At 71.2% G+C, this 20081-nt stretch carries 17 protein-coding genes; 8 read left to right on the top strand and 9 right to left on the bottom strand.

Annotated elements, in window-relative coordinates; translation table 11 throughout:
- Positions 1–109: 109 nt before the first annotated feature.
- The 5 genes from ABS772_RS13985 to rlmH all read right to left on the bottom strand — a co-directional run bounded on the left by ABS772_RS13985 (position 110) and on the right by rlmH (position 6691).
- Positions 110–1798 carry a methyl-accepting chemotaxis protein gene (locus ABS772_RS13985; RefSeq protein ID WP_238256702.1) on the bottom strand — a complete coding sequence of 563 codons (1689 nt, stop codon included), beginning with the start codon at positions 1796–1798 and terminating at the stop codon, positions 110–112.
- A gap of 322 nt (positions 1799–2120) precedes the next feature.
- Positions 2121–3323 (bottom strand): divergent polysaccharide deacetylase family protein, encoded by a 1203-nt coding sequence (locus tag ABS772_RS13980; RefSeq protein WP_350395437.1) that lies wholly within the window; start codon positions 3321–3323, stop codon positions 2121–2123.
- Positions 3324–3474: 151 nt separating this feature from the next.
- The gene (locus tag ABS772_RS13975) at positions 3475–4797 is read right to left on the bottom strand and encodes a S41 family peptidase (protein WP_350395435.1); all 1323 of its coding nucleotides are present in this window, start codon (positions 4795–4797) and stop codon (positions 3475–3477) included.
- On the bottom strand, positions 4797–6197 hold the full coding sequence (locus tag ABS772_RS13970) for a murein hydrolase activator EnvC family protein (RefSeq protein ID WP_350395434.1): 1401 nt from the start codon (positions 6195–6197) through the stop codon (positions 4797–4799). Before ABS772_RS13970 ends, ABS772_RS13975 begins: the two co-directional genes overlap by 1 nt.
- Positions 6194–6691 (bottom strand): 23S rRNA (pseudouridine(1915)-N(3))-methyltransferase RlmH, encoded by a 498-nt coding sequence (gene rlmH, locus ABS772_RS13965; RefSeq protein WP_350395433.1) that lies wholly within the window; start codon positions 6689–6691, stop codon positions 6194–6196. Before rlmH ends, ABS772_RS13970 begins: the two co-directional genes overlap by 4 nt.
- Positions 6692–6946: 255 nt before the next feature.
- Between rlmH and ABS772_RS13960 the strand changes: the two genes are divergently transcribed.
- Both ABS772_RS13960 and ABS772_RS13955 read left to right on the top strand, forming a co-directional pair.
- Positions 6947–8257, top strand: coding sequence for an MFS transporter (locus ABS772_RS13960; protein ID WP_238256920.1), 1311 nt, complete (start codon positions 6947–6949; stop codon positions 8255–8257).
- 281 nt (positions 8258–8538) lie between these two features.
- Positions 8539–10482, top strand: coding sequence for a putative bifunctional diguanylate cyclase/phosphodiesterase (locus ABS772_RS13955; protein WP_350395431.1), 1944 nt, complete (start codon positions 8539–8541; stop codon positions 10480–10482).
- A 28-nt stretch (positions 10483–10510) separates the two neighbouring features.
- Here ABS772_RS13955 and ABS772_RS13950 read toward each other — a convergent pair whose 3' ends face one another.
- Positions 10511–11137, bottom strand: coding sequence for a 2-hydroxychromene-2-carboxylate isomerase (locus ABS772_RS13950; protein ID WP_350395430.1), 627 nt, complete (start codon positions 11135–11137; stop codon positions 10511–10513).
- Positions 11138–11311: 174 nt separating this feature from the next.
- Here ABS772_RS13950 and ABS772_RS13945 point away from each other — a divergent pair, with 174 nt between their 5' ends.
- Complete coding sequence (locus tag ABS772_RS13945; RefSeq protein ID WP_350395428.1) at positions 11312–12553, top strand: argininosuccinate synthase; 1242 nt, start codon at positions 11312–11314, stop codon at positions 12551–12553.
- Positions 12554–12563: 10 nt separating this feature from the next.
- Here ABS772_RS13945 and ABS772_RS13940 read toward each other — a convergent pair whose 3' ends face one another.
- The 3 genes from ABS772_RS13940 to gph all read right to left on the bottom strand — a co-directional run bounded on the left by ABS772_RS13940 (position 12564) and on the right by gph (position 15067).
- Complete coding sequence (locus ABS772_RS13940) at positions 12564–13559, bottom strand: DUF4424 family protein (RefSeq protein WP_350395427.1); 996 nt, start codon at positions 13557–13559, stop codon at positions 12564–12566.
- 40 nt (positions 13560–13599) lie between these two features.
- Positions 13600–14265: a hypothetical protein gene (locus ABS772_RS13935; protein ID WP_350395425.1), complete on the bottom strand. Its 666-nt coding sequence runs from the start codon at positions 14263–14265 to the stop codon at positions 13600–13602.
- A 100-nt stretch (positions 14266–14365) separates the two neighbouring features.
- Positions 14366–15067, bottom strand: coding sequence for a phosphoglycolate phosphatase (gene gph, locus ABS772_RS13930; RefSeq protein WP_350395424.1), 702 nt, complete (start codon positions 15065–15067; stop codon positions 14366–14368).
- A 183-nt stretch (positions 15068–15250) separates the two neighbouring features.
- Between gph and ABS772_RS13925 the strand changes: the two genes are divergently transcribed.
- From ABS772_RS13925 to gorA, 5 genes are all read left to right on the top strand, one after another.
- Positions 15251–15745, top strand: a complete 495-nt coding sequence (locus ABS772_RS13925) for a hypothetical protein (protein ID WP_350395423.1) — start codon at positions 15251–15253, stop codon at positions 15743–15745.
- A 163-nt stretch (positions 15746–15908) separates the two neighbouring features.
- Positions 15909–16619, top strand: coding sequence for a ribose-5-phosphate isomerase RpiA (gene rpiA / locus ABS772_RS13920; protein WP_350395422.1), 711 nt, complete (start codon positions 15909–15911; stop codon positions 16617–16619).
- Between the two features lie 41 nt (positions 16620–16660).
- Positions 16661–17257: a DUF2059 domain-containing protein gene (locus ABS772_RS13915; RefSeq protein WP_238256929.1), complete on the top strand. Its 597-nt coding sequence runs from the start codon at positions 16661–16663 to the stop codon at positions 17255–17257.
- Positions 17258–17325: 68 nt separating this feature from the next.
- The gene (locus ABS772_RS13910) at positions 17326–18483 is read left to right on the top strand and encodes an O-antigen ligase family protein (RefSeq protein WP_350395456.1); all 1158 of its coding nucleotides are present in this window, start codon (positions 17326–17328) and stop codon (positions 18481–18483) included.
- The gene (gene gorA / locus ABS772_RS13905) at positions 18480–19880 is read left to right on the top strand and encodes a glutathione-disulfide reductase (protein ID WP_350395421.1); all 1401 of its coding nucleotides are present in this window, start codon (positions 18480–18482) and stop codon (positions 19878–19880) included. The genes ABS772_RS13910 and gorA overlap by 4 nt, the downstream gene beginning before the upstream one ends.
- Positions 19881–20081: the final 201 nt, after the last annotated feature.

Below are 20081 nucleotides of genomic sequence, written 5' to 3'. Positions count from 1 at the left end.
GCCGAACCGGTGCGGGCAACGCCGACCTGCTACCCATCTGAGGCCGTAAAACGAGAGCGGGCGCAGCCAACGGCTGCGCCCGCTCTCTCCTCGCCGTTCCGTACTCGGTTCAGGCGGCGCGCACGTTCGCCAGGAAGCGGCCGACCTCGCTGCTGAGATGCTCGGACTGGCGCGACAGCTCGGAGGAGGCGGCGAGCACCTGGGCGGCGGTCGCCCCGGCCTCCTCGGCGGCCTGCGCCACGCCGGCGATGTTGCTGGTCACCTCGCCCGCGCCCATCGCCGCCTGGGCAACGTTGCGGACGATCTCCTGCGTCGCGGCGCCCTGCTGCTCGACCGCCGCGGCGATCGAGGCCGCGACCGAGCTGATCTCCTCGATGCGCCCGGTGATGCTGCCGATGGCCGAGACCGCGTGGCCCGTGGTCTCCTGGATGCGTCCGATCTGGCCGGAGATCTCCTCGGTCGCCCGCGCCGTCTGGTTGGCGAGTTCCTTGACCTCGGCGGCGACCACCGCGAAGCCGCGGCCGGCCTCGCCCGCCCGGGCCGCCTCGATGGTGGCGTTGAGCGCGAGCAGGTTGGTCTGGCCGGCGATCGTGGTGATCATGGTGACGACGTCGCCGATCTTGGCGACCGCCGCGCTCAGCGCGCGGACATGGGCCTCCGTCTGCGCGGCCTCACCCACCGCGGCCTGGGCGAGGCTCGACGAGCCGCTGACCTGCCGGCTGATCTCCTGCACCGAGGCGCCCAGCTCTTCGGCCGCCGCCGCCACGGTGTTGACGTTGGTGGCCGCCTCCTCGGCCGCCGCCGCCACGCTGACCGACTGGCCGGCGGTCCGGGTCGCGGCGCCGGTCATGCCGTGCGCCGAGGCCTGCAACTGGGAGGCGGCGGACGAGACGAGGCTGACGACGCCGCCGACCGCGCCCTCGAACCGCTCGGCCATCTCGCGCATCGCCGCCTTGCGTTGCGCCTCCGCCCCGGCGCGGGCCGCGGCGCTCTCCTCTTCGAGGCTGCGCATCCGGAGCAGGCCGTCCTTGAAGATCTGCACCGCGTCCGCGATGGTCCCGATCTCGGTCCGCTGACCCTGATGCGGGATCGTGACCGAGAGGTCACCGGCGGCCAGCGCCTGCATCGGCCGGACCACGGAAGCGATGCCGCTGGTCACGCCGCGGATGATCAGGACGGCGAGCACGACCGAGAGGATGAGGCCCAGGGCGAGGACGGCGAGACCGATCGTCCGCACCCGCTCGAACATGACCTCGCCATCCTTCATCGCCTGACTGGCGCCCTCGTTGTTGAAGGCGACCAGCTTTTCCAGCGACGTCGACATCGCCCGACGCGGGAGGAGACCCTTCGCCTCGTAATAGCTGAAGGCTTCCGCCTTCCGGCCCTGACGCGACAGGTCCATCACGATCTTCCGCTCGGTCTCGAACGCGGCGGCGTCCCGGACGTAGGCGTCGTAGAGCGCGCGCTCCTGGGCATTCGCGATCAGGCGCTCGTAGGCCGCCCGCTTGTCGTCGATCAGCTTGCCGAAGCGCTCGAAGTCCTTGTCCATCGACGCGACCATCTGCGGGTCGGTGGCCTGCGTGTGCCGCAGCATCACGGTGTTCATCCGTGCCGCCGCGGTATCGATCTCGCCCAGCACTCGCACGCTGGGGAGCCAATTGCGCTCGATGTCGAGCGCTTGGTCGCGCATCGTCTGAGTTCCAAAGACACCGAGAACGCCCAGGCCGACGAGAAGGATCGTCAGCACAGTGAACGACGCGATCAGCTTGCTGCGAATGGGAAGAGTTTGGAGCGACACGGAGGACTCCGACAGGACTGGCTCGCGCGGATTTGTCGAGCGAGTGCCGGAACCATTTCCCGAAAACGCTTACCGGATCACAAACCTCTCATCGAATTTCGCTCGCCGGCAGCGGATTAAAATCGATTTGTGCTTCTTCGCGCGATAAAAACTGTCAAAAGATCGGTTTTCTCTGCGATCGGCTTGGCAAGCGGTATCCTGCGGCGCCGAGAAGCCTCGCGCCGCCGAGGCTCGACGGCGCGCTCGGACGCGCGTTCCCACGGGTTCAGATGATCGAGGTCCGGTCGTCACCGCTCGATCGCCGGCCATCATTCGCGGCGGTCTACGGCGCGGCGCTCGACAGTTTGGCGACGCCGCCGGCGCGGCGCAGGATCGTGCTGACCGGCACGAGCCGGATGCCCCGCGCCTCGAGATCGCGCGACCAGCGGGACAGGCGGTCGATCGTCAGCGGCGAGGCGCTGGCGGAGGCGAGCACGAGACCCTTCTGCCGGGCCAGCGTCTCCAGGCGGGCGAGTTCGGCGTCGATGGCGTCGGGCCGGGCGACGGCGTCGAGCACGATCTCGGCGCGGGCGGTCGGCAGCTTGGTCTTCGCCCCGACGCTCGCGACCTGCGAGCCGGCGGCCGCGCCGTCATCGACGAAGCCGAGCCCGCGGGCGGCGAGATCCTTCAGCACCGGCTCCAGGGCCGCGGCCTCGCTCATCAGCTTGGCGCCCATGAAATTCACGGCGCCGACGAAGCCGGAAAACCGGCTCATCGCCCAGGCCGCCCGGTCGAGGTTCTCGGCCGGCCGGCCGGAGGCCAGGAGCGTCTGGGGACCGGGATCGCTGTCGGGATAGTCGAACGGCTCCATCGGCAGCTGGAGCAGGATCTCGTGTCCGGCCTCGCGGGCACGGGCGGCGGTCTTCTCCAGGTCGCCGCCGTAGGGCGAGAGCGCGAGGCTCACCGCCGCCGGGAGCCGGGCGATGGCGCCGAGGGTGGCGTTCTCGCCGATGCCGAGACCTAAGACGAGGACGGCGATGCGCGGCCCGGTGCCGGGCTCCTCCGGACGGGCATAGACGTCGAGCGGCCGCAGCCGGCCCTCGCCGAGGCGGGGCAGGGGACCGTGGCGCCCGCGCTCGGTCAGGCGCGGGTCGGGCGCGGGCGCGAGCTTCACCTGGGCGGCGTTCGGGACGCGGATGATCACCGGCGCGTCGGGCGCGCTCGAACCGTCGGGGCGGAAGACGGTGACGCCGGAGGCCTGCTCGACCTCGCTCGCGGACTGGGCCAGGCCTTTCGGGGCGGCCGGCGCGGCCTCGGCCGCGCGGGGCGCCGGGGCCTCGCGGATCTCGATGACCGCCTGCGCGCGGGGTTCGCCGCCGCGGGGATCGCCGGTCAGCGCGACGCCGCCCGCCAGCAGGGCGAGCGCCAGGCCGCCGATGCCGGCCGCCGCGCCCGCGGAGGAACGCGGGAAGGCGAAGCGCGGGCGGGCCGCCTTGTCCGCCACCCCGAGGGGCTTCGTCAGGATGTCGTCGGCCGCGTCGCTCACCCGCCGTCCCGCCCTGTTGGCGCATGTTCGGACGACCGGGCGCGGCCTTCAACGAGAAACGGCCCGCAATCCCGGTCTGAACCGGTATTGCGGGCCGTCATGGTTAATCTTTCGCTAACCCGGCGGCGGTTGCCCGCCGCGGATCGCGCGATCAGTTCTGCGTGGCCGGCTTCGTGACGTTGGCAGCACCCTTCTGGATGCCGTGCAGGAAGTCGACCGCGGCGATGAGCTGCTTGTCCTTGGCCGGGTCCGGCGGGATGTAGGCCGAGGACCCGCCGCGCTCCTCGGTGTCCTTCTGCTTCAGGTGCCCCTTCAGGCCGGCCTCACCCTTGGTCTCGTCCTTGCCCTTCAGATCGTCGGGCACCTCCTGCAGCACCTCCTGATCCGGCTCGATGCCCTTGGCCTGGATCGAGCGGCCGGACGGCGTGTAGTAGCGCGCGGTGGTCAGCCGCAGGGCGCCCTGGCCGCCGAGCGGGATGATCGACTGCACCGAGCCCTTGCCGAAGGAGCGCGTGCCCATGATCGTCGCGCGCTTGTGATCCTGGAGGGCGCCGGCCACGATCTCGGAGGCGGAGGCCGCGCCGCCGTTCACCAGCACGACGATCGGCTTGCCCTTGGCGAGGTCGCCGGCCTTGGCGGAGAAGCGCTGCGTCTCGTCCGGGTTGCGGCCGCGGGTCGAGACGATCTCGCCGCGGTCGAGGAAGGCGTCGGAGACCATCACCGCCTGATCCAGCAGGCCGCCGGGATTGTTGCGCAGGTCGATCACGTAGCCCTTGAGCTTGTCGCCGCCGATCTCGCTCTGGAGCTTGTCGATCGCGGTCTTGAGGCCGTCGTAGGTCTGCTCGTTGAACTGGGTCAGGCGCACGTAGCCGACATCGCCGCTCTCGACCTTCGAGCGGACGGGGCGGATCTTGATGATGTCGCGGGTCAGCGAGACGTCGATCGGATCCTTCGACTCCTTGCGGGTGATCTTGAGCTTCACCGTGGAGTTGACCGGCCCGCGCATCTTGTCGACGGCCTGGTTCAGGGTCAGACCCTGGACCTGATCCTCGTCGATCTGGGTGATGATGTCGTTGGCGAGCAGTCCGGCCTTGGAGGCGGGCGTGTCGTCGATCGGCGAGACCACCTTGATCAGGCCGTCCTCCATGGTGACCTCGATGCCGAGGCCGCCGAACTCGCCCTTCGTCGTCGTCTGCATGTCGCGGAACGCCTTGGCGTCCATGTAGCTCGAATGCGGGTCGAGCGAGGTCAGCATGCCGTTGACGGCCGCCTCGATCAGCTTCGACTCCTCGGGCTTCTCGACGTAGTCGGTGCGCACCTTCTCGAACACGTCGCCGAACAGACTCAGCTGCCGGTAGGTTTCCGCCGAGGCCGCGATGGCGCTCGTGCCGGAGAGGAGCTGGGTCTGGGTCGACAGGGCCGAGGCGCCAATGCCGAGGGCCGCGCCGAGCAACACGAGGGACACTTTGCGCATTATCCGCGAACCTTCTCGCTGGAACTTCTCGCCCACCACGGCTCCGGATCGATGGAGCCGCCGTCTTTCCTGAACTCGACGTACAGGACGGGATCACTGCGATCATCGTCCCTCTGTGACGCAGCCTGCGTCACGTTCGACGGCGTGCTTGCCGGGGTGCCGCTGCCCTCGCCCATCACGGCCACCGGTTCGCCCGCCAGCACGAACTGGCCGACCTCGACGTTGATCTGATCCATCCCCGCGAGCAAGAGATAGTAGCCGTCGCCCGCATTGATGATCAAGAGTCGGCCGTAGGAACGGAAGGGCCCGGCGAAGGAGACCCATCCGTCCGCGGGAGAGGAGACGACCGACTTGGCGCGCGTCCGCAGCGAGATGCCGCGGGTGGTGCCGCCCTGTCCGTCCGGCTGGTTGAACCCGCGCACGAGCGTGCCGCTCACCGGCTTGGGCAGATCGCCGCGGGCCTCGACGAATTTCACCTTGGGCGCGAGCCGTGCCGGATCGCGGGCGCCGGCGGCGGCGAACTTTTCCTGGATCGCCCGCTGCTCCCGCTCCGCGGCGGCGCGGACCTCGTCGGCGGCCCGGCGGGCGCTCGACAATTCGCCCTCCATCCGGTCCACGAGATCCTTGAGCGATTTCGCTTGGGCGCCGAGTTCGGCGCTCTTCTGGCGCTCGGCGGTGAGGCTCGATTCGACCTCCGCCTGCCGGAGCCGGCGGGCGGCGATCAGCGCGTCGAGGCGCTGGCGCTCGGCGCCCCAGCCCGCGAGATCCTTCTTCAGCGCCTCGCGGTCGGCGGCGATGAGGCCGCGCACCCGCACCAGTTCGGCGAGGTCGCCGGCGAGGGTATCGGCCTCGCCGCGCAGCTCCGGCACCACGGCGCCGAGCATCATCGAGGTGCGAATCGCCGCGAGCACGTCCTCGGGCCGCACCAGCACGGCGGGGGGCGGGCGCCGGCCCATGCGCTGGAGCGCGGCCAGGATCTCGGCGATGACCGCGCGGCGCGCCTCCAGCGATTTGCGGATCGCCGCGTCGCTGTCGGTGAGCGCGCGCAGGCGCTCCTCCAGCCGGTTCATCCGGTCCTCGGTCGCCTGCGCCTGGCGCCCGGCATCGAGCAGGGCGGCGCTGAGCTTGGTCCGGTCGGAGCCGATCGCGGCGATCTCGGCCTCCAGCGCCGTCCGGCTGCTGGTGCTCGCCGCCAGCGCATCCTGGATCTGCTTGAGGTTCTGGGCGCGCCGGTCCCGCTCCTCCTGCGTGCGCCGCGTCGCCTCCGGATCGGGCGTCGTCTGCGCGCGCACGGGCCCCGCAAGGCCGCCCGCAAGCCACGCGAGGGCCATCAGCAGGGCGGCGGGCTTGGCCGCCGGGAACGTCGCGGGCCTGGAATCGGCGGTCACAGGTGGTCTCATGCCTCGGGATCGCCCCGATGATAGGGGTGCCCGGCCAGGATGGTCAGCGCCCGGTAGGTCTGCTCGAGGACGAGCACGCGCACCAGGCCGTGCGGCAGTGTCGCCGCTCCGAAGGCGAGAATATGGTCGGCGCGCCCGCGCACGCTCTCGTGAAGGCCGTCGGCCCCGCCGATCACCACGACGAGGCTGCCGCGCCCCGCGTCGCGCCACGCCCCGATCCGGTCCGCGATGCGCTCGCTCGGCCAGTCCGAGCGGCCGCGCTCGTCGCAGGCGATCATCGCCGCGTCCGCCGGCACCAGGGCCAGGATCGCCGCCGCCTCCTCGGCGACGCGGTCGGCGGCGCGGCGGGCGCGGGATTCGGGGATCTCCGCGAGGTCGCAGGCGGTGACCCCGAGGCTTTTTCCGAGCGCGACGGCGCGCTCGCGGTAGCGGGCGGCGAGATCCCGCTCCGGCCCGTTCTTCAGGCGTCCGATGGCGACGACGAGCAGGCGCAAGGGGCGTGAACGATCCCGATAGGCGAGGTGCCGGCGCCCGATAGCACGATCGGACCGGGGACCGGGAGCCGGCCGGATCGAGAAAAGGGGGTCGGCGAGACGGATCGCGCATCGAAGGCCCGACCCGGCCGGGGTGGCGGCGCGGCGGCGGCGACCTACCTGCCGCCCTCACCGACGCCCCTTACGGGCCTCCCGACCCCGCCCGGACCCGGCCACCCGCGCCGCAAAGGTCCGGGACTTCACGACAGGATGACGATGCCCTCGCCCGCCAGCGCCGCGCCGCCGCGCCTCGACCGCAAGGCCGTGGGCGCCGTCGTGCTCGGCAACGCCCTCGAATTCTACGACTTCACGATCTACGCCTTCTTCGCGAAATCGATCGGCGCGACCTTCTTCCCCTCGGACAGCCCGACCGACAGCCTGCTCGCCTCGCTTGCGCTGTTCGGCATCGGCTACGTGATGCGGCCCGTGGGCGGCGTGCTGATCGGCGCCTTCGCCGACCGGGCCGGCCGCAAGCCGGCGATGCTCATCACCATCGCGCTGATGGCCGTCGGCATGCTGATGCTCGCGGCCTGCCCCGGCACGGCGGTGATCGGCGGCTGGGCGCAGGTGATCGTGATCGCCGGCCGGCTGATCCAGGGGCTGGCGCTCGGCGGCGAGGTCGGGCCCTCCACCGCCTTCCTGATCGAGGCGGCGCCGGCCCGCCACCGCGGCTTCGTCGCGAGCTGGCAGATCGCGAGCCAGGGCTGCGCGGCCCTGTTCGCCGGCCTCTTCGCCACCGTGCTGACCCTGGTGCTCGGCGATGCGGCCATGGCCGACTGGGGCTGGCGCCTGATGTTCGGCCTCGGCCTCCTCGTCGTGCCGGTCGGCCTCGTGATCCGCAGCCACCTGCCCGAGACGGCGGGCGAGGGGCACGACCCGGCCGCCGCCGCCTCGACGGGCGCGGTGCTCGGCCGGCTGCTGCGCCGGCACGGGCGGATGCTCGGCCTCACCTTCCTCGTCATCGCCGCCTCCACCGTCTCGAACGCGGTGGGCACCAACATGCCGGTCTATGCCGGCGCGACGCTCGGCCTCTCGGAGATGGCGGCCAACGCCGTTCCGATCGCGCTGGGGCTGGCCTCGGTGATCTTTCCGCTCCTCGGCGGCTGGCTCGCCGACCGGTTCGGGCGGCGTCCGGTGATGGTCTGGCCGCGGGCGCTGATCCTCGTGCTGGCCGTGCCGGCCTTCCTGTGGATGCTGCGCGCGCCGAGCGCGCTGAACGTCTACGCCGTCACCTTCCTGCTCTCGGCCCTGTCCTCGATCAACGCGGCGGCGATCATCGTCGCCATCCCCGAGGCGCTGCCGCGGGCGGTGCGCAGCGCCGGGCTCTCCATCGTCTACGCGCTGTCGGTCTCGATCTTCGGCGGCAGCACGAACTACGTCGTGAACTGGCTGATCGCCGCGACCGGCGACCGGATGGCGCCGGCCTACTACCTCGCCGCCTTCAGCCTCGTCGGCACCGTCGCCGCCCTGCTGCTGCCGGAGACGCGGGGCCGTGACATCCATGTCGACACGGCGACGCGCGGCTGAGCCCTCACGCCTCCCATGGTTGCGGAACGGGGGCCGACGGCCGGCCGCGCGGACGGGCAATCCGATTCGATATTCAAGACGACGCTCCCAGCGACGCTGCAGGATCCTGCGCGGGCGAGAATAGATGACGCTGCCGATCGATCGCCCGAGGCCCGCCCGGTCGCGGACCGTGTCTTTTCGGTGCAATGAATTCTTAGGAGGTCCCGGACCTATTACATCATCCGGCAAGGATACACGCGAAACGTGCTGGCGGCTCGGCGTCCTGTGTGTGGTAACATGCGATGAGATTGATCCGGGGGCGGCGAGAGCTGCTGAGCGGCATCGTTCCGCAATATACCGATCCGGAGGCTTGCACCCGTCAGCTTCTGGAGTTGCAGAAGCAGGTTCCGTCCCTCTACGCGCTGCTCTCCGTCAATGCCTGCGCGCTCGCCTACACCCACTACGCCCTCGCTCCGGCCTGGCTGACGGTCGGTTTGCCCGGCCTCATGATCGCGCTTTGCGCGATGCGCGCCGTGCACTGGTGGCGCCTGCGCCCGGAGGACATCCCCTGGGCCGCGGCCCTGAGGCGACTGCGCAGCACGAGCCTCCTCACCGTCCTGTTCTCGGCCTTCTTCGTCGGCTGGGCGATGACGCTCAACGGCTATGGCGGCCCGTTCGAGCAGGGTCACGTCGCGATCTTCGTCGCGATCACCGTCATCGCCTGCATCTTCTGCCTGACGCACCTGCCGGCCGCGGCCCTTCTGGTGACGGTCATCGTCATCGGCGGCTTCTCGATCTACTGCTTCACCAGCGGCAACAGCGTCTTCATCGCGATCGCGCTCAACACGGCCTTCGTCACCGTGGTGATGGTGCGCATCCTCACCAACAACTTCCTGGCCTTCCTGCAGCTGATCGCGTCCAAGGCCGAGGCGCAGCGGCTCAGCGAGGAGAACCGGCGCCTGGCCCATACCGACAGCCTGACCGGGCTGCCCAACCGGCGCTCCTTCTTCCAGCGCCTCGATGCCGCGATTGCCGCCTCGGACGGCCGCAACGCCGCCTTCGCCCTCGCGATCTTCGATCTCGACCGCTTCAAGCCGATCAACGACACCTTCGGCCACAAAGCCGGGGACCGGGTGCTGGAGGAGACCGGGCGCCGGCTCGCAACCTTCGCCGCGGACGGCGTGACGATCGCGCGCCTCGGCGGCGACGAGTTCGGCGTGCTGATCCACGCGGCCGCGTGCCCCGACGCGGTGGTGGCGCTGTGCAACCGCATCTGCGCGGCGCTGCACGCGCCGATCTCGCTCGGCGAAACGCACGTGGTGCCGGGATGCTCCGGCGGCCTCGCGCTGTATCCCAGCGCCAGCCGCGCCGCGGATGCGCTCTTCGACCGGGCCGACTACGCGCTCTACCATTCCAAGGAGCGCAAGCGCGGTTCCACGACGCTGTTCTCGCAGGAGCACGAGGACGCGATCCGGGCCGAGCGGGCGGTCGAGTCGGCGCTGCAGAGCGCGGATCTCGCCGCCGAGATGGAGATGCACTACCAGCCGATCCTCGATACGACGACGGATCGGATCACGACGGTCGAGGCGCTGGCGCGCTGGACCAGCCCGAAGCTCGGCCGCGTGCCGCCCGACCGCTTCATCGCCGTGGCGGAGCGCTGCGGCATGATCCACTCGGTGACGCTGCTGCTCCTGCGCAAGGCGCTCGCCGACGCGGCCCGGCTCCCGGCCGAGATCGGCCTGTCGTTCAACCTCTCCTCGCACGACCTCGCCTCGCCGGAGACCGTCCTCGCCATCCTCGCCGCCGTCCGGCAGAGCGGGCTCGATCCCCGGCGGATCACGCTGGAGCTGACGGAGACGGCGCTGATGCGCGACTTCGAGGGCGCGCAGCAGGCGATCACGCTCCTGCGCGCGCTGGGCATCGCGATCGCGCTCGACGATTTCGGAACGGGCTATTCGAGCCTCAACTACGTTCACCGCCTGCCGCTCGACCGGATCAAGATCGACCGCGGCTTCATGGCCGACGTCGAAACCGATCTCGGCCGCAGGGTCGTGAGCACCATTCTCGACCTGTGCCAGAATCTCGGGCTCGACGGCATCGCCGAGGGGATCGAGACCAGGGAGCAGTTGAACGCCGTGCGCCGCCACGGCTGCCGCTACGTGCAGGGCTACCTGATCGGCAGGCCGCGGCCGATGACGGAGCTGCTCGAGAGTCTCGCAACACCGACGCAGCCGATCGCCGTCTGAAGCCTCGCCGGGCTTCGGCCCGGTCCCCTCACCGCAACCCGTCGGGCCGGTCGCCGGCGGCCCAGGCGATCGCCTGCTCCAGGCGGTCGTTGCCCCAGAACAGCTCGCCGTCCCCGGTGAGGAAGCTCGGCGCGCCGTAGATGCCGCGGGAGCGGGCCTCCTCGCCGACGACCTTCAGGCGGCTCTTGTTGGTCTCCGAGGCGGCCGCCTTGAGGATCTGGGTTCCGTCGAGGCCGAGCGAATCGAGGATGCGCCCCACCGCCGCCGGCTCGGCGATGGAGCCGCCCCTGGCGAAGCTCGTCTCGAACACCGCCTTGGAGAACGGCACCAGCCAGTCCTGGTCGGCGCCGTAGGTCGCCACGCGCACCGCGCTCAGGGAATTCTGGGGGAAGGGGTTGGGGCGCGTGACCGGCGGCAGCCCGAGCCGGGCGGCCTCGCGGTCGAGGTCGCGCCACATGTTGCGGCCCTTGGCCGGGAAGAGGTTGAACGGCGAGTTGTTCCAGCCCTGCGTCGCGAAGATCGGCCCGAGCAGGAACGGCCGCCAGCGCAGTTCCACGTCGGCCGCCTCGGCCAGCGCCTCGATGCGCATGGCCGAGAGGTAGGAATAGGTCGAGGCGAACTCGTACCAGAATTCCAGGGTCGGTCGCCGCGGCATTCGTCGGTTCTCCGGTCGTCACGCCCGTCCCGCCGGCACCCCGTCCCGCGTCGGCGGCGACGCTCCGGGGCAGCTGGGATCGGAAACGAGGCAACGGGCATGCCGCCCCGCCGGTTGCGCGCCGCGCGTCTCCGCTGTTAATCCGCCAGCACCCTGTTGCCCGAGCCCGACACCATGTCCGACGCCCGCCTGAACAAATCCGTCAAGAAGGTCGTTCTCGCCTATTCCGGCGGACTCGACACCTCGATCATCCTGAAGTGGCTTCAGACCACCTACGGCTGCGAGGTCGTCACCTTCACCGCCGATCTCGGCCAGGGCGAGGAGCTGGAGCCGGCGCGCCGCAAGGCCGAGCTTCTCGGCATCAAACCGGAAAACATCTTTATCGAAGACCTGCGCGAGGAATTCGTCCGCGACTACGTCTTCCCGATGTTCCGGGCCAACGCCGTCTACGAGGGCGTCTACCTGCTGGGCACCTCGATCGCCCGGCCGCTCATCGCCAAGAAGCAGATCGAGATCGCCGAACGGGTCGGCGCCGACGCGGTCTGCCACGGCGCCACCGGCAAGGGCAACGACCAAGTCCGGTTCGAGCTCGGCTACTACGCGCTCAAGCCCGACGTGACGGTGATCGCCCCCTGGCGCGAGTGGGACCTGCGCTCGCGCGAGCAGCTCATCGCCTTCGCCGAGCAGCATCAGATCCCGATCGCCAAGGACAAGCGCGGCGAGAGCCCGTTCTCGGTCGACGCCAACCTCCTGCACGCCTCTTCCGAGGGCAAGGTGCTGGAGGATCCCGCCGTCGAGGTGCCGGACTACGTCTATTCGCGCACGCTCTCGCCCGAGGAAGCGCCGGACCAGCCGACCGTCGTCACCATCGGCTTCGAGCGGGGCGACGCGGTCTCGATCGACGGCGAGCGGCTCTCGCCCGCGAGCCTGCTCGCCAGGCTGAACGAACTGGGACGGGCCAACGGCATCGGCCGGCTCGACCTCGTCGAGAACCGCTTCGTCGGCATGAAGAGCCGCGGCATGTACGAGACGCCCGGCGGCACCATCCTGCTGCCGGCCCACCGCGCCATCGAGTCGATCACGCTGGATCGCGGCGCGGCCCATCTCAAGGACCAGCTCATGCCGCAATACGCGGAGCTGATCTACAACGGCTTCTGGTTCTCGCCGGAGCGCGAGATGCTCCAGGCTCTCATCGACAAGAGCCAGGAGAAGGTGACCGGCGAGGTGCGGCTCAAGCTCTACAAGGGCGGCGTCCACGTCATCGGACGGACGAGCCCGCACTCGCTCTACGACCAGGACCTCGTCACCTTCGAGGAGGGCGCGGTCGCCTACGACCACCGGGATGCCGCGGGCTTCATCAAGCTCAACGCCCTGCGGCTTCGCACGCTCGCGCAGCGGAAGAAGCGCGAGGGCTGAGCCCCTCGCCTCAGCGATCCCCCAAAAAGGCGGGATCGTTCGAGACGAGCAGCACGCGCAGGTCGGAATCCGGCACGTAGTCGCGGGCTTCCCAGACGAAGGTGGTCGGACCCGTCTTGCGCACGCCCTGCCGGCAGAAGCTGACCAGGGCATCCGCGCGCCCCTTGTCCACGGTCAGGGTGAAGCGGCCGATGCGCCCGGCCCAGTTCCGTGCGGTGGTGACGATGTAGGGCACCTCGAAGGCGCGGGTGTAGCCCTCCGGCTTCGCCCCGGCGAGGCGCCGGATGCCGGCAAGGCCGGCCTCGTCGAGGCAGTAGCGTGCACGGAAGTCGCGCGCCGCGGCCTCCTTGGGCGCGAGGAACCAGTTGCCGGCGACCGGCGCGTAGCTATGGGAGATCCGCAGCTCCGCGTCCGCCGGGGAGGTCTGCTCCCAGTGGAACTTCGCCTCGCCGCGCCACTGCGCGCCGGCGTCCGGGCTCGGCTCGGACAGCAGGCCGGCCTTGTGCAGGGCGTCGAGATCGGCGGGCGCGAGCCGCTTGAGCGCGCTCTCCAATTCCTCGCGCCGCAGGGGATTGAGCGGCAGCCCGTGCCGCCTGAGGCGCTCCGTCACCTCCTGTGCGCCGAGGAAGGCGCGCTCCTCCAGGGCCGGCTCGATCACCTTGCCGTCGGCCTTGACCGTGAAGCCGACGAAGTTGGCGCTCCCCCGCACGGGCAGCGAGAGGGCGCTGAACGAGAGTTCGGCCCCGTCGATCGGCGGGAGCGGGAAGGCGAAGCGCAGGGTGCGCGGCGCCGTCGAGCGGTTGCGGAAGACGTAATCGACGTCGATGCGGTCGATGGCGATGCGAAGGTCCTCGCTCGCCAGTTCGATCTCGCCATCGCGCACCAGGACGAGACCGCCCGCATCGAGGGTCGCCGCGCTGTCGTTCGCCCGGGCCGGGGAGGCCAGCGATGCCAGCGCCAGCATGAGAGTGCCCGGCACCATCCCCGCTGCCCATCCGCGCGCCATCGGCCTCTCCCTGTCGGAACGTGTCACGGCCCTGCCGCCGTCAGGCCGGCTCCCAGCCGATCGTGCCCTCGGGCTGACGGAAAAGCCCCGGCCCGAGATCGCCGTATCGCAGAAAGATCTGCATCGCCGGCTGCATCTCGCGGTGCAGGCGCTCGAGGCGGTTCTCCTGCTCGTCGTTCAGGATCGCCCGGCCCTCCGCGTCCGTCGCAGGCGGCTCGCCGAGATGGACCGCCATCTCCACCGTGTACCAGGTCATGGCGCCGTAGGGCCGCTTCGGATCGACGCTCGGCACGTCGTACGCGTCGTCCCATTCGAGGCTCAGTTGCGGCAGCAGCCGCAGATGCTCCTCGGTCACCTCGAAGGTGATGTGCTCGGGCGTCTCGCCGGTGGCCTCGTCACGGAACACGTCGAAGACGTCCGCCGGCGCGAGCTTGGCGAGCGGGTTGTGGTACTGGTAGCGGCCGGGCTTCAGCGTGGCGTTCTGCAGGAACACGGCGAGCGCGTCGCCCATCGCCCGGTGCTCCTCGTCGGCGCCCTCGTCGTCGCCGGTGACGTTGAAGATGTCGCCGTCGCGGTCGGTGCTGCCGTAGGGTGCGTCCGGATGGATCATCGGCGCGCCGGCCTCCGCCCCGTTCCAGGCCACGACCATGCGCCGGATCAGCGCGATGCGCTCCAGCGTCAGGTCGAAGGTTGCCGTCTCGCTCATGTCGCCGGTCTGCCTCTCGCGCCCCACGGGGCGGTCGAGGGCCCCGTCGCATGGCTCAGTGGCCCAGCGCCCGCGCGGGTGCAAGCCGCGCGACCTCGTTTCAGGCGGCGGGCTTCACGGTCTCGCGGGCGAGGAGGGCATCGACCGCATCGGGCAGGGCGTCGAAATGCTCGATGATCCAGTCGGGCGCGAGGTCGCGCATCGGCACGGGGGTGTAGCCGAAGGTCACGCCGACCACCGGGATGCCGGCGGCCTTGGCGGCGGCGACGTCGGCCTTGGAATCGCCGACCATCACGCAGCGATGCGGGTCACCGCTGGCGCGCTCGACCGTCAGGGTGATGTGGCGCGGGTCGGGCTTCGAGAAGGCGAAGGTGTCCTTGCCGACGATGGTGCGGAAGCGGTGCCCGATGCCGAGCGCATCGAGCAGCGCCACCGCGTGGGACTCGACCTTGTTGGTGCAGATCGCGAGGCGGAAGCCCGCCGTCTCCAGCCGGTCGAGCGCCGCGACCACGCCGGGGAAGAGGTACGAATTGTCGGTGAGATGGTCGCCGTAATAGGCGAGGAAGTCGTGGAACAGACCCTCCAGCCGCTCCGGCGTCAGGCTCGCGCCGGCGACCGTGAAGCCGCGCTGGATCAGGGCGCGCGCGCCCGCGCCGAGCAGGTCGCGGGCCTGTTCGAGGGGAAGCGGCGCGTGGCCCTCGCGGGCGAGGATGACGTTGAGGGTGCCGATCAGGTCGCCCGCGGTCTCGGCGAGGGTGCCGTCGAGATCGAACACGACGATCGGGGAACTGTTCACGGTCATCGGTGTCCCGGTGCGTTTCAGTATCAAGCTGGCTAGCGGTCGTGTCCCTTACGATCAACCCTAGCGGTTGATGGGCGGTTAGCGCGGATCATCGGTGTTGCCTCTCTGCCCAAGCTCCGCCACGGAGCGCGTGCTTGATCGCGCTCGCCGGTGATTCGCCGTTTCGCTCTCCGCAACAAGACGATGTCCCGCCCCATGCGTTCCCTTCTGCGCCTCTCCGCCTGCCTGCTCGTCCCGGTCCTGGCTTGCCTGCCGCGGGCGGCCGAGGCCGCCGGCCCCTACGAATTCGTGGCCGCGCCCGCGGTCGATCTGAACCGGATCTACCGGATCGACCGCGCCAGCGGCGAGGTCACCTCCTGCCAGTACGGCCTGCGCGACGACAGCGTCGGCGTCACGCTCTGCTTCGCCGCCGGAGAGGGCGCCGGCCCCCAGACGCCGGGCGAGTACGGCCTGATCGCCTCGCGCCATGCCCGTGAATCGGGGATCTACCGGGTCAACTACCGGACGGGGGAAACCAGCGCCTGCTACGTGCAGATCCGTCAGGAACTCGTGGTCTGCACCGAGCAGGCCGGCCCGCCGCCCGCCGGAACGGCGAGCGGGGCGGGCGCCGCCGCGACCGGACCGGCCCCCGGCCGCGCCGGCCCGAGTGCCACGCCGCCGCAGGGGACGCGTCCCTGACGGCCGACGGGAAGGCCGCCGGACGAGCTTCAACCGGGACCCGTCGTGCTGCCATTCGTCCGGCTTTTGCCGCGGCGGGGAGGCGTGCTAGGGCCTGCCTCCCCACCCGCCCCAGATTCGACGGTCCGAGAGCTCCGATGAAATCGCTTCCCGAGGTCGTTTCGTGAGCGCGCCGGACCTGAAGCGGGCGGCCGCCGAGCGCGCGATCCCCCTGGTCGAGGACGGGATGCGCCTCGGCATCGGTACGGGCAGCACGGCCGCCGCCTTCATCGCGCTGCTCGGCGAGCGCGTGCGCGCGGGCCTGTCCGTCACCGGCGTGCCGACCTCGGAGGCGACCCGCCTCGCCTGCGAGCGCGAGGGCATCCCGCTCGCGACGCTCGAGGAATTGCCCGAACTCGACCTCACCATCGACGGGGCCGACGAGGTCGACGGGAACCTGCGCCTGATCAAGGGCGGCGGCGCCGCCCTGCTGCGCGAGAAGATCGTCGCCGTGGCGAGCCGCCGGATGGTGGTGATCGCCGACGCGGGCAAGCGCGTCGAGACGCTCGGCGCCTTCCCGCTGCCGGTCGAGGTGAACCTGTTCGGCATCGGCGCCACCCTCCGCGCCGTCGAGGCGGCGGTGGCGCAGTCCGGCTGCGCGGGCGAGATCGTCCGCCGCCACGACGCGTCCGGCGCGACCCTTCTCACCGATGGCGGCCACGCCATCCTCGACCTGCGTCTCGGCCGGATCCCCGATCCGGAGGCTTTGTCCGCCCGGCTCTGGGCTGTGCCGGGCGTGGTCGAGCACGGCCTGTTCCTCGGCATCGCCGACGCGGCCATCCTCGCCGCGGCGGACGGCGAGGCGGCGGCCGTCAGCGTTCTCGGCCGCCTCTGACGCCCGGCCTTCATCCTTCCTCTCCTCGGAGCTTCTCCCGCATGGTCCTCCGTCTCGCCGCTCTGGGCGGCCCCTTCCTCGCGGCCCTGCTGTCGCAGGCCGTCCTCGTGCCGGCCGCGCACGCGCAGCAGCCGGCCGCCAAGCCCCCGGCCGCTTCCCCGAAGCCGACCGCGAAACCCGGCACGCCCCCGCCGCCGGCCCCGGCCCCGGAGCCGGAGATCAGCCCGTCTCATCTCGCGCTCGCCCGCGAGGTGATGATGAGCTCGGGCATCGCCCGCTCGTTCGACTCGATCATCCCGACCATGGCCGAGCAGATCCGCAAGAACGCAGTGACGCGGCCCGACCTCGCCAAGGATCTGGACGAGGTGCTGAAGGGGCTCGACCCCGAGATGGAGTTGCAGAAGCAGCGGCTGATCAACGTCGCCGCGCGCATCTACGCCAAGCGCCTGAGCGAGGCCGAGCTGAAGGACATCGTCACCTTCTTCCGCTCGCCCGCGGGCAAGCGCTACGTCGAGACCCAGCCGCAGATCCTCGATGACATGGTCGGCGCCATGCAGGACTGGACCCAGGAGGTGTCGGAATACATCATGGTCCGCACCCGCGCCGAGATGGGCAAGCGCGGCCACCAGCTCCAGTGATCGCCGGCCCCGCCGCGGCGCCGCGCCTCTACGCCGCCGGCGCCGTCGCCCTGGCCCTGGTGGCGCCGATGATGGCGCTCGCCAACCGGTCGAGCCCGCTCGTCGTCGGAATCGGCGCCCTGCTGTTCCTCGCCGGCGCCGTCGCCGAGCAGGGTGGGCGCGCCGTCACGCTCCTGATCGGCCCCCTGCGCACGCCGCTCGGCCTCGCCGCGCTCGCCTTCCTCGGCTGGTGCCTCGCCTCGCTGGCCTGGACCCCGTTTCCCGGGCTGTGGGGACGGGTTCTGTCCGAGTTCCTGCCGACGCTCGTCGCCGCGGCGATCCTCGCCCGGCTCGCGCCGGTCCGGCTGCCGCCCTGGGCGCTGCCGCTCGGTGCGGGCCTGCTCGCGGCCGCCTGCCTCTATATTGCGGGGAGCCTCGCCCTCGACCTCGCGCCGCAGGCTTGGCTCGGGCAGCGCGTCGCCCTGTTCATGTTCAACCGCCCGCTGCTGACGGTGCTGATGCTCGCCGGGCCGCTCGCCGCCTTCCTCGCCCTGCGCGGCCACCGCCTCGCCGCCGGGGCCCTCGTCACGGTGGCGGCGCTGGCGATCCTGCGCTCGATCAGCGGCGCAGCCGCCCTCGGGCTGCTCGCGGGCGGCGTGATGTTCGCGGTCGGGCGCTTCCTGCCCAGGCGGATCGCCCTGGCGCTCGCCGCGCTCACCCTCGCGCTCGCCTTCGCCCTGGCCCCGGTGGAGGGCGACATCCTCCACCGGCTGATGCCGGAGGCGGCGCATGAGCGGCTGACCCAGAGTTCGTCGCGGGCGCGGGTCGCCATCGCCCAGAGCTTCGGCGCCGCGGTGGCGCAGGCGCCCTGGATCGGCTCCGGCTACGGCATGGGCCTGCGCTTCGCCGAGGTGCCGGCGGCGGCTTCCCTCGAACCGGAGATGCGGGCGATGCTGGCGGTCGGCCACCCGCACAACAGCTTCCTGCAGATCTGGTCCGAACTCGGCTTCGTCGGCGCGGGGCTGGCCGCCCTCGTCGCCTTTCTGGCCCTGCGGGCGGCGTCGGCCCTGCCGCGGCTCCTGTTCGCCACCGCCCTCGGGTTGCTCGGCGCGGCGGTGGCGGTGATGTTCGTCGAGCACGGCGCGTGGCAGGGGTGGTGGACGGCGGGCTGCGGGGCCGCCATCACATGGCTGCGGGCGGCATCCTGCGCGCGGCCCCCATATGAGAGCGCACGCGAGAGCGCATGAGCGAGACCGAGATGAGCGAGTCCTTCGACGTCGACCTGTTCGTGATCGGCGGCGGCTCGGGGGGCGTGCGGGCGGCCCGCATCGCCGCCGGCCACGGCGCGAGAGTGATGCTGGCAGAGGAGTACCGCGTCGGCGGCACCTGCGTGATCCGCGGCTGCGTGCCGAAGAAGCTGATGGTCTATGCCGGCCGCTTCACCGACGAGTTCGAGGACGCCGCCGGTTTCGGCTGGCGCCTGGAGAAGCCGGCCTTCGACTGGGCCGTGCTGAAGCGCTCCCGCGATGCGGAGGTCGCCCGGCTGGAGGGCATCTACGGCCGCAACCTTGCCGGTGCCGGCGTCGAGCTCGTGGCCGACCGGGCGGTGATCGAGGACCCGCACACGGTGCGCCTCGTCCGCGCGGACCGCACGGTCCGGGCCCGCGTCATCCTGATCGCGACCGGCGCGTCGCCGGTGCGCGAGCCGCTGATCCCCGGCGCGGAGCTTGCCATCGATTCGAACGGCGTGTTCGAGCTGGAGAGCCAGCCCGAGCGCATCCTCGTGGTCGGCGGCGGCTACATCGCCGTCGAGTTCGCGGGCGTCTTCGCCAGCCTCGGCTCGAAGACGACGCTGCTCCACCGGGGAAAGAGCCTGCTGCGCGGCTTCGATCCCGAGATCGCCGAGGCGCTCGGCGAGGCTTACGCCAAGCGGATGGACCTGCGCCTGGAGCAGACCGTCGAGCGCCTCGACCGTGACGGCTCGGCGATCCGCGCGCGCTTGAGCAACGGCGAGAGCCTGACCGTCGATTGCGTGCTGGTGGCGACCGGCCGGCGCCCGAACGTCGCCGGGCTCGGGCTGGAGCGGGTCGGCATCGATCTCGACGCCCGCGGCGCGATCCCCGTCGAGGCGGATTCGCAGACCAAGGTCCCCTCGATCTACGCCGTCGGCGACGTGAACGGCCGCGCGGCGCTCACCCCCGTGGCGATCCGCGAGGGCCACGCCTTCGCCGACACGGTGTTCGGCAGGAAGCGCTGGTGCGTCGATCACCGCCTGATCGCCACCGCCGTGTTCTCCACGCCGGAGATCGGCGTGATCGGCCACAACGAGGACGTGGCCCGCCGCTGCTACGGCGAGATCGACGTCTACAAGGCGAGCTTCCGCCCGATGAAGGCGACGCTCTCGGGCCGCGACGAGCGGGTGATCATGAAGGTTCTGGTGGATCGGGCCAGCGACCGGGTGGTCGGCGTCCACGTGCTCGGGCCGGATGCCGGCGAGATCATCCAGGCCGTCGGCATCGCCGTGACCATGGGCGCGACCAAGGCCGATTTCGACCGCACCATCGCGGTGCATCCGACGCTCGGCGAGGAACTGGTCACGATGCGCACGCCGTTCGTGGTGAAGCATCCGGTCGGGGTCGGGTAGGGCGCGGCCGGGCGATCCGGCCGTCGGCGGCGAGCGCGCGCGTCCCGCGCCGGTGCGAGCCGGGACGGGACGCCGCCCTCAACCTGTCATACCGTTTCCGGTTGATCGCTTCGGTTCAGCCCCAACCCCCGTCATCCCGGGGCCGCGCAGCGGAACCCGGGATCCACCCGTGATGCGCGGCTGGAATATGGCGTCCAGGCC

Source organism: Methylorubrum podarium (assembly GCF_040270385.1).
Classification (GTDB): Bacteria; Pseudomonadota; Alphaproteobacteria; order Rhizobiales; family Beijerinckiaceae; genus Methylobacterium; species Methylobacterium podarium.
This window is presented reverse-complemented; position numbering and strand designations above follow the sequence as displayed.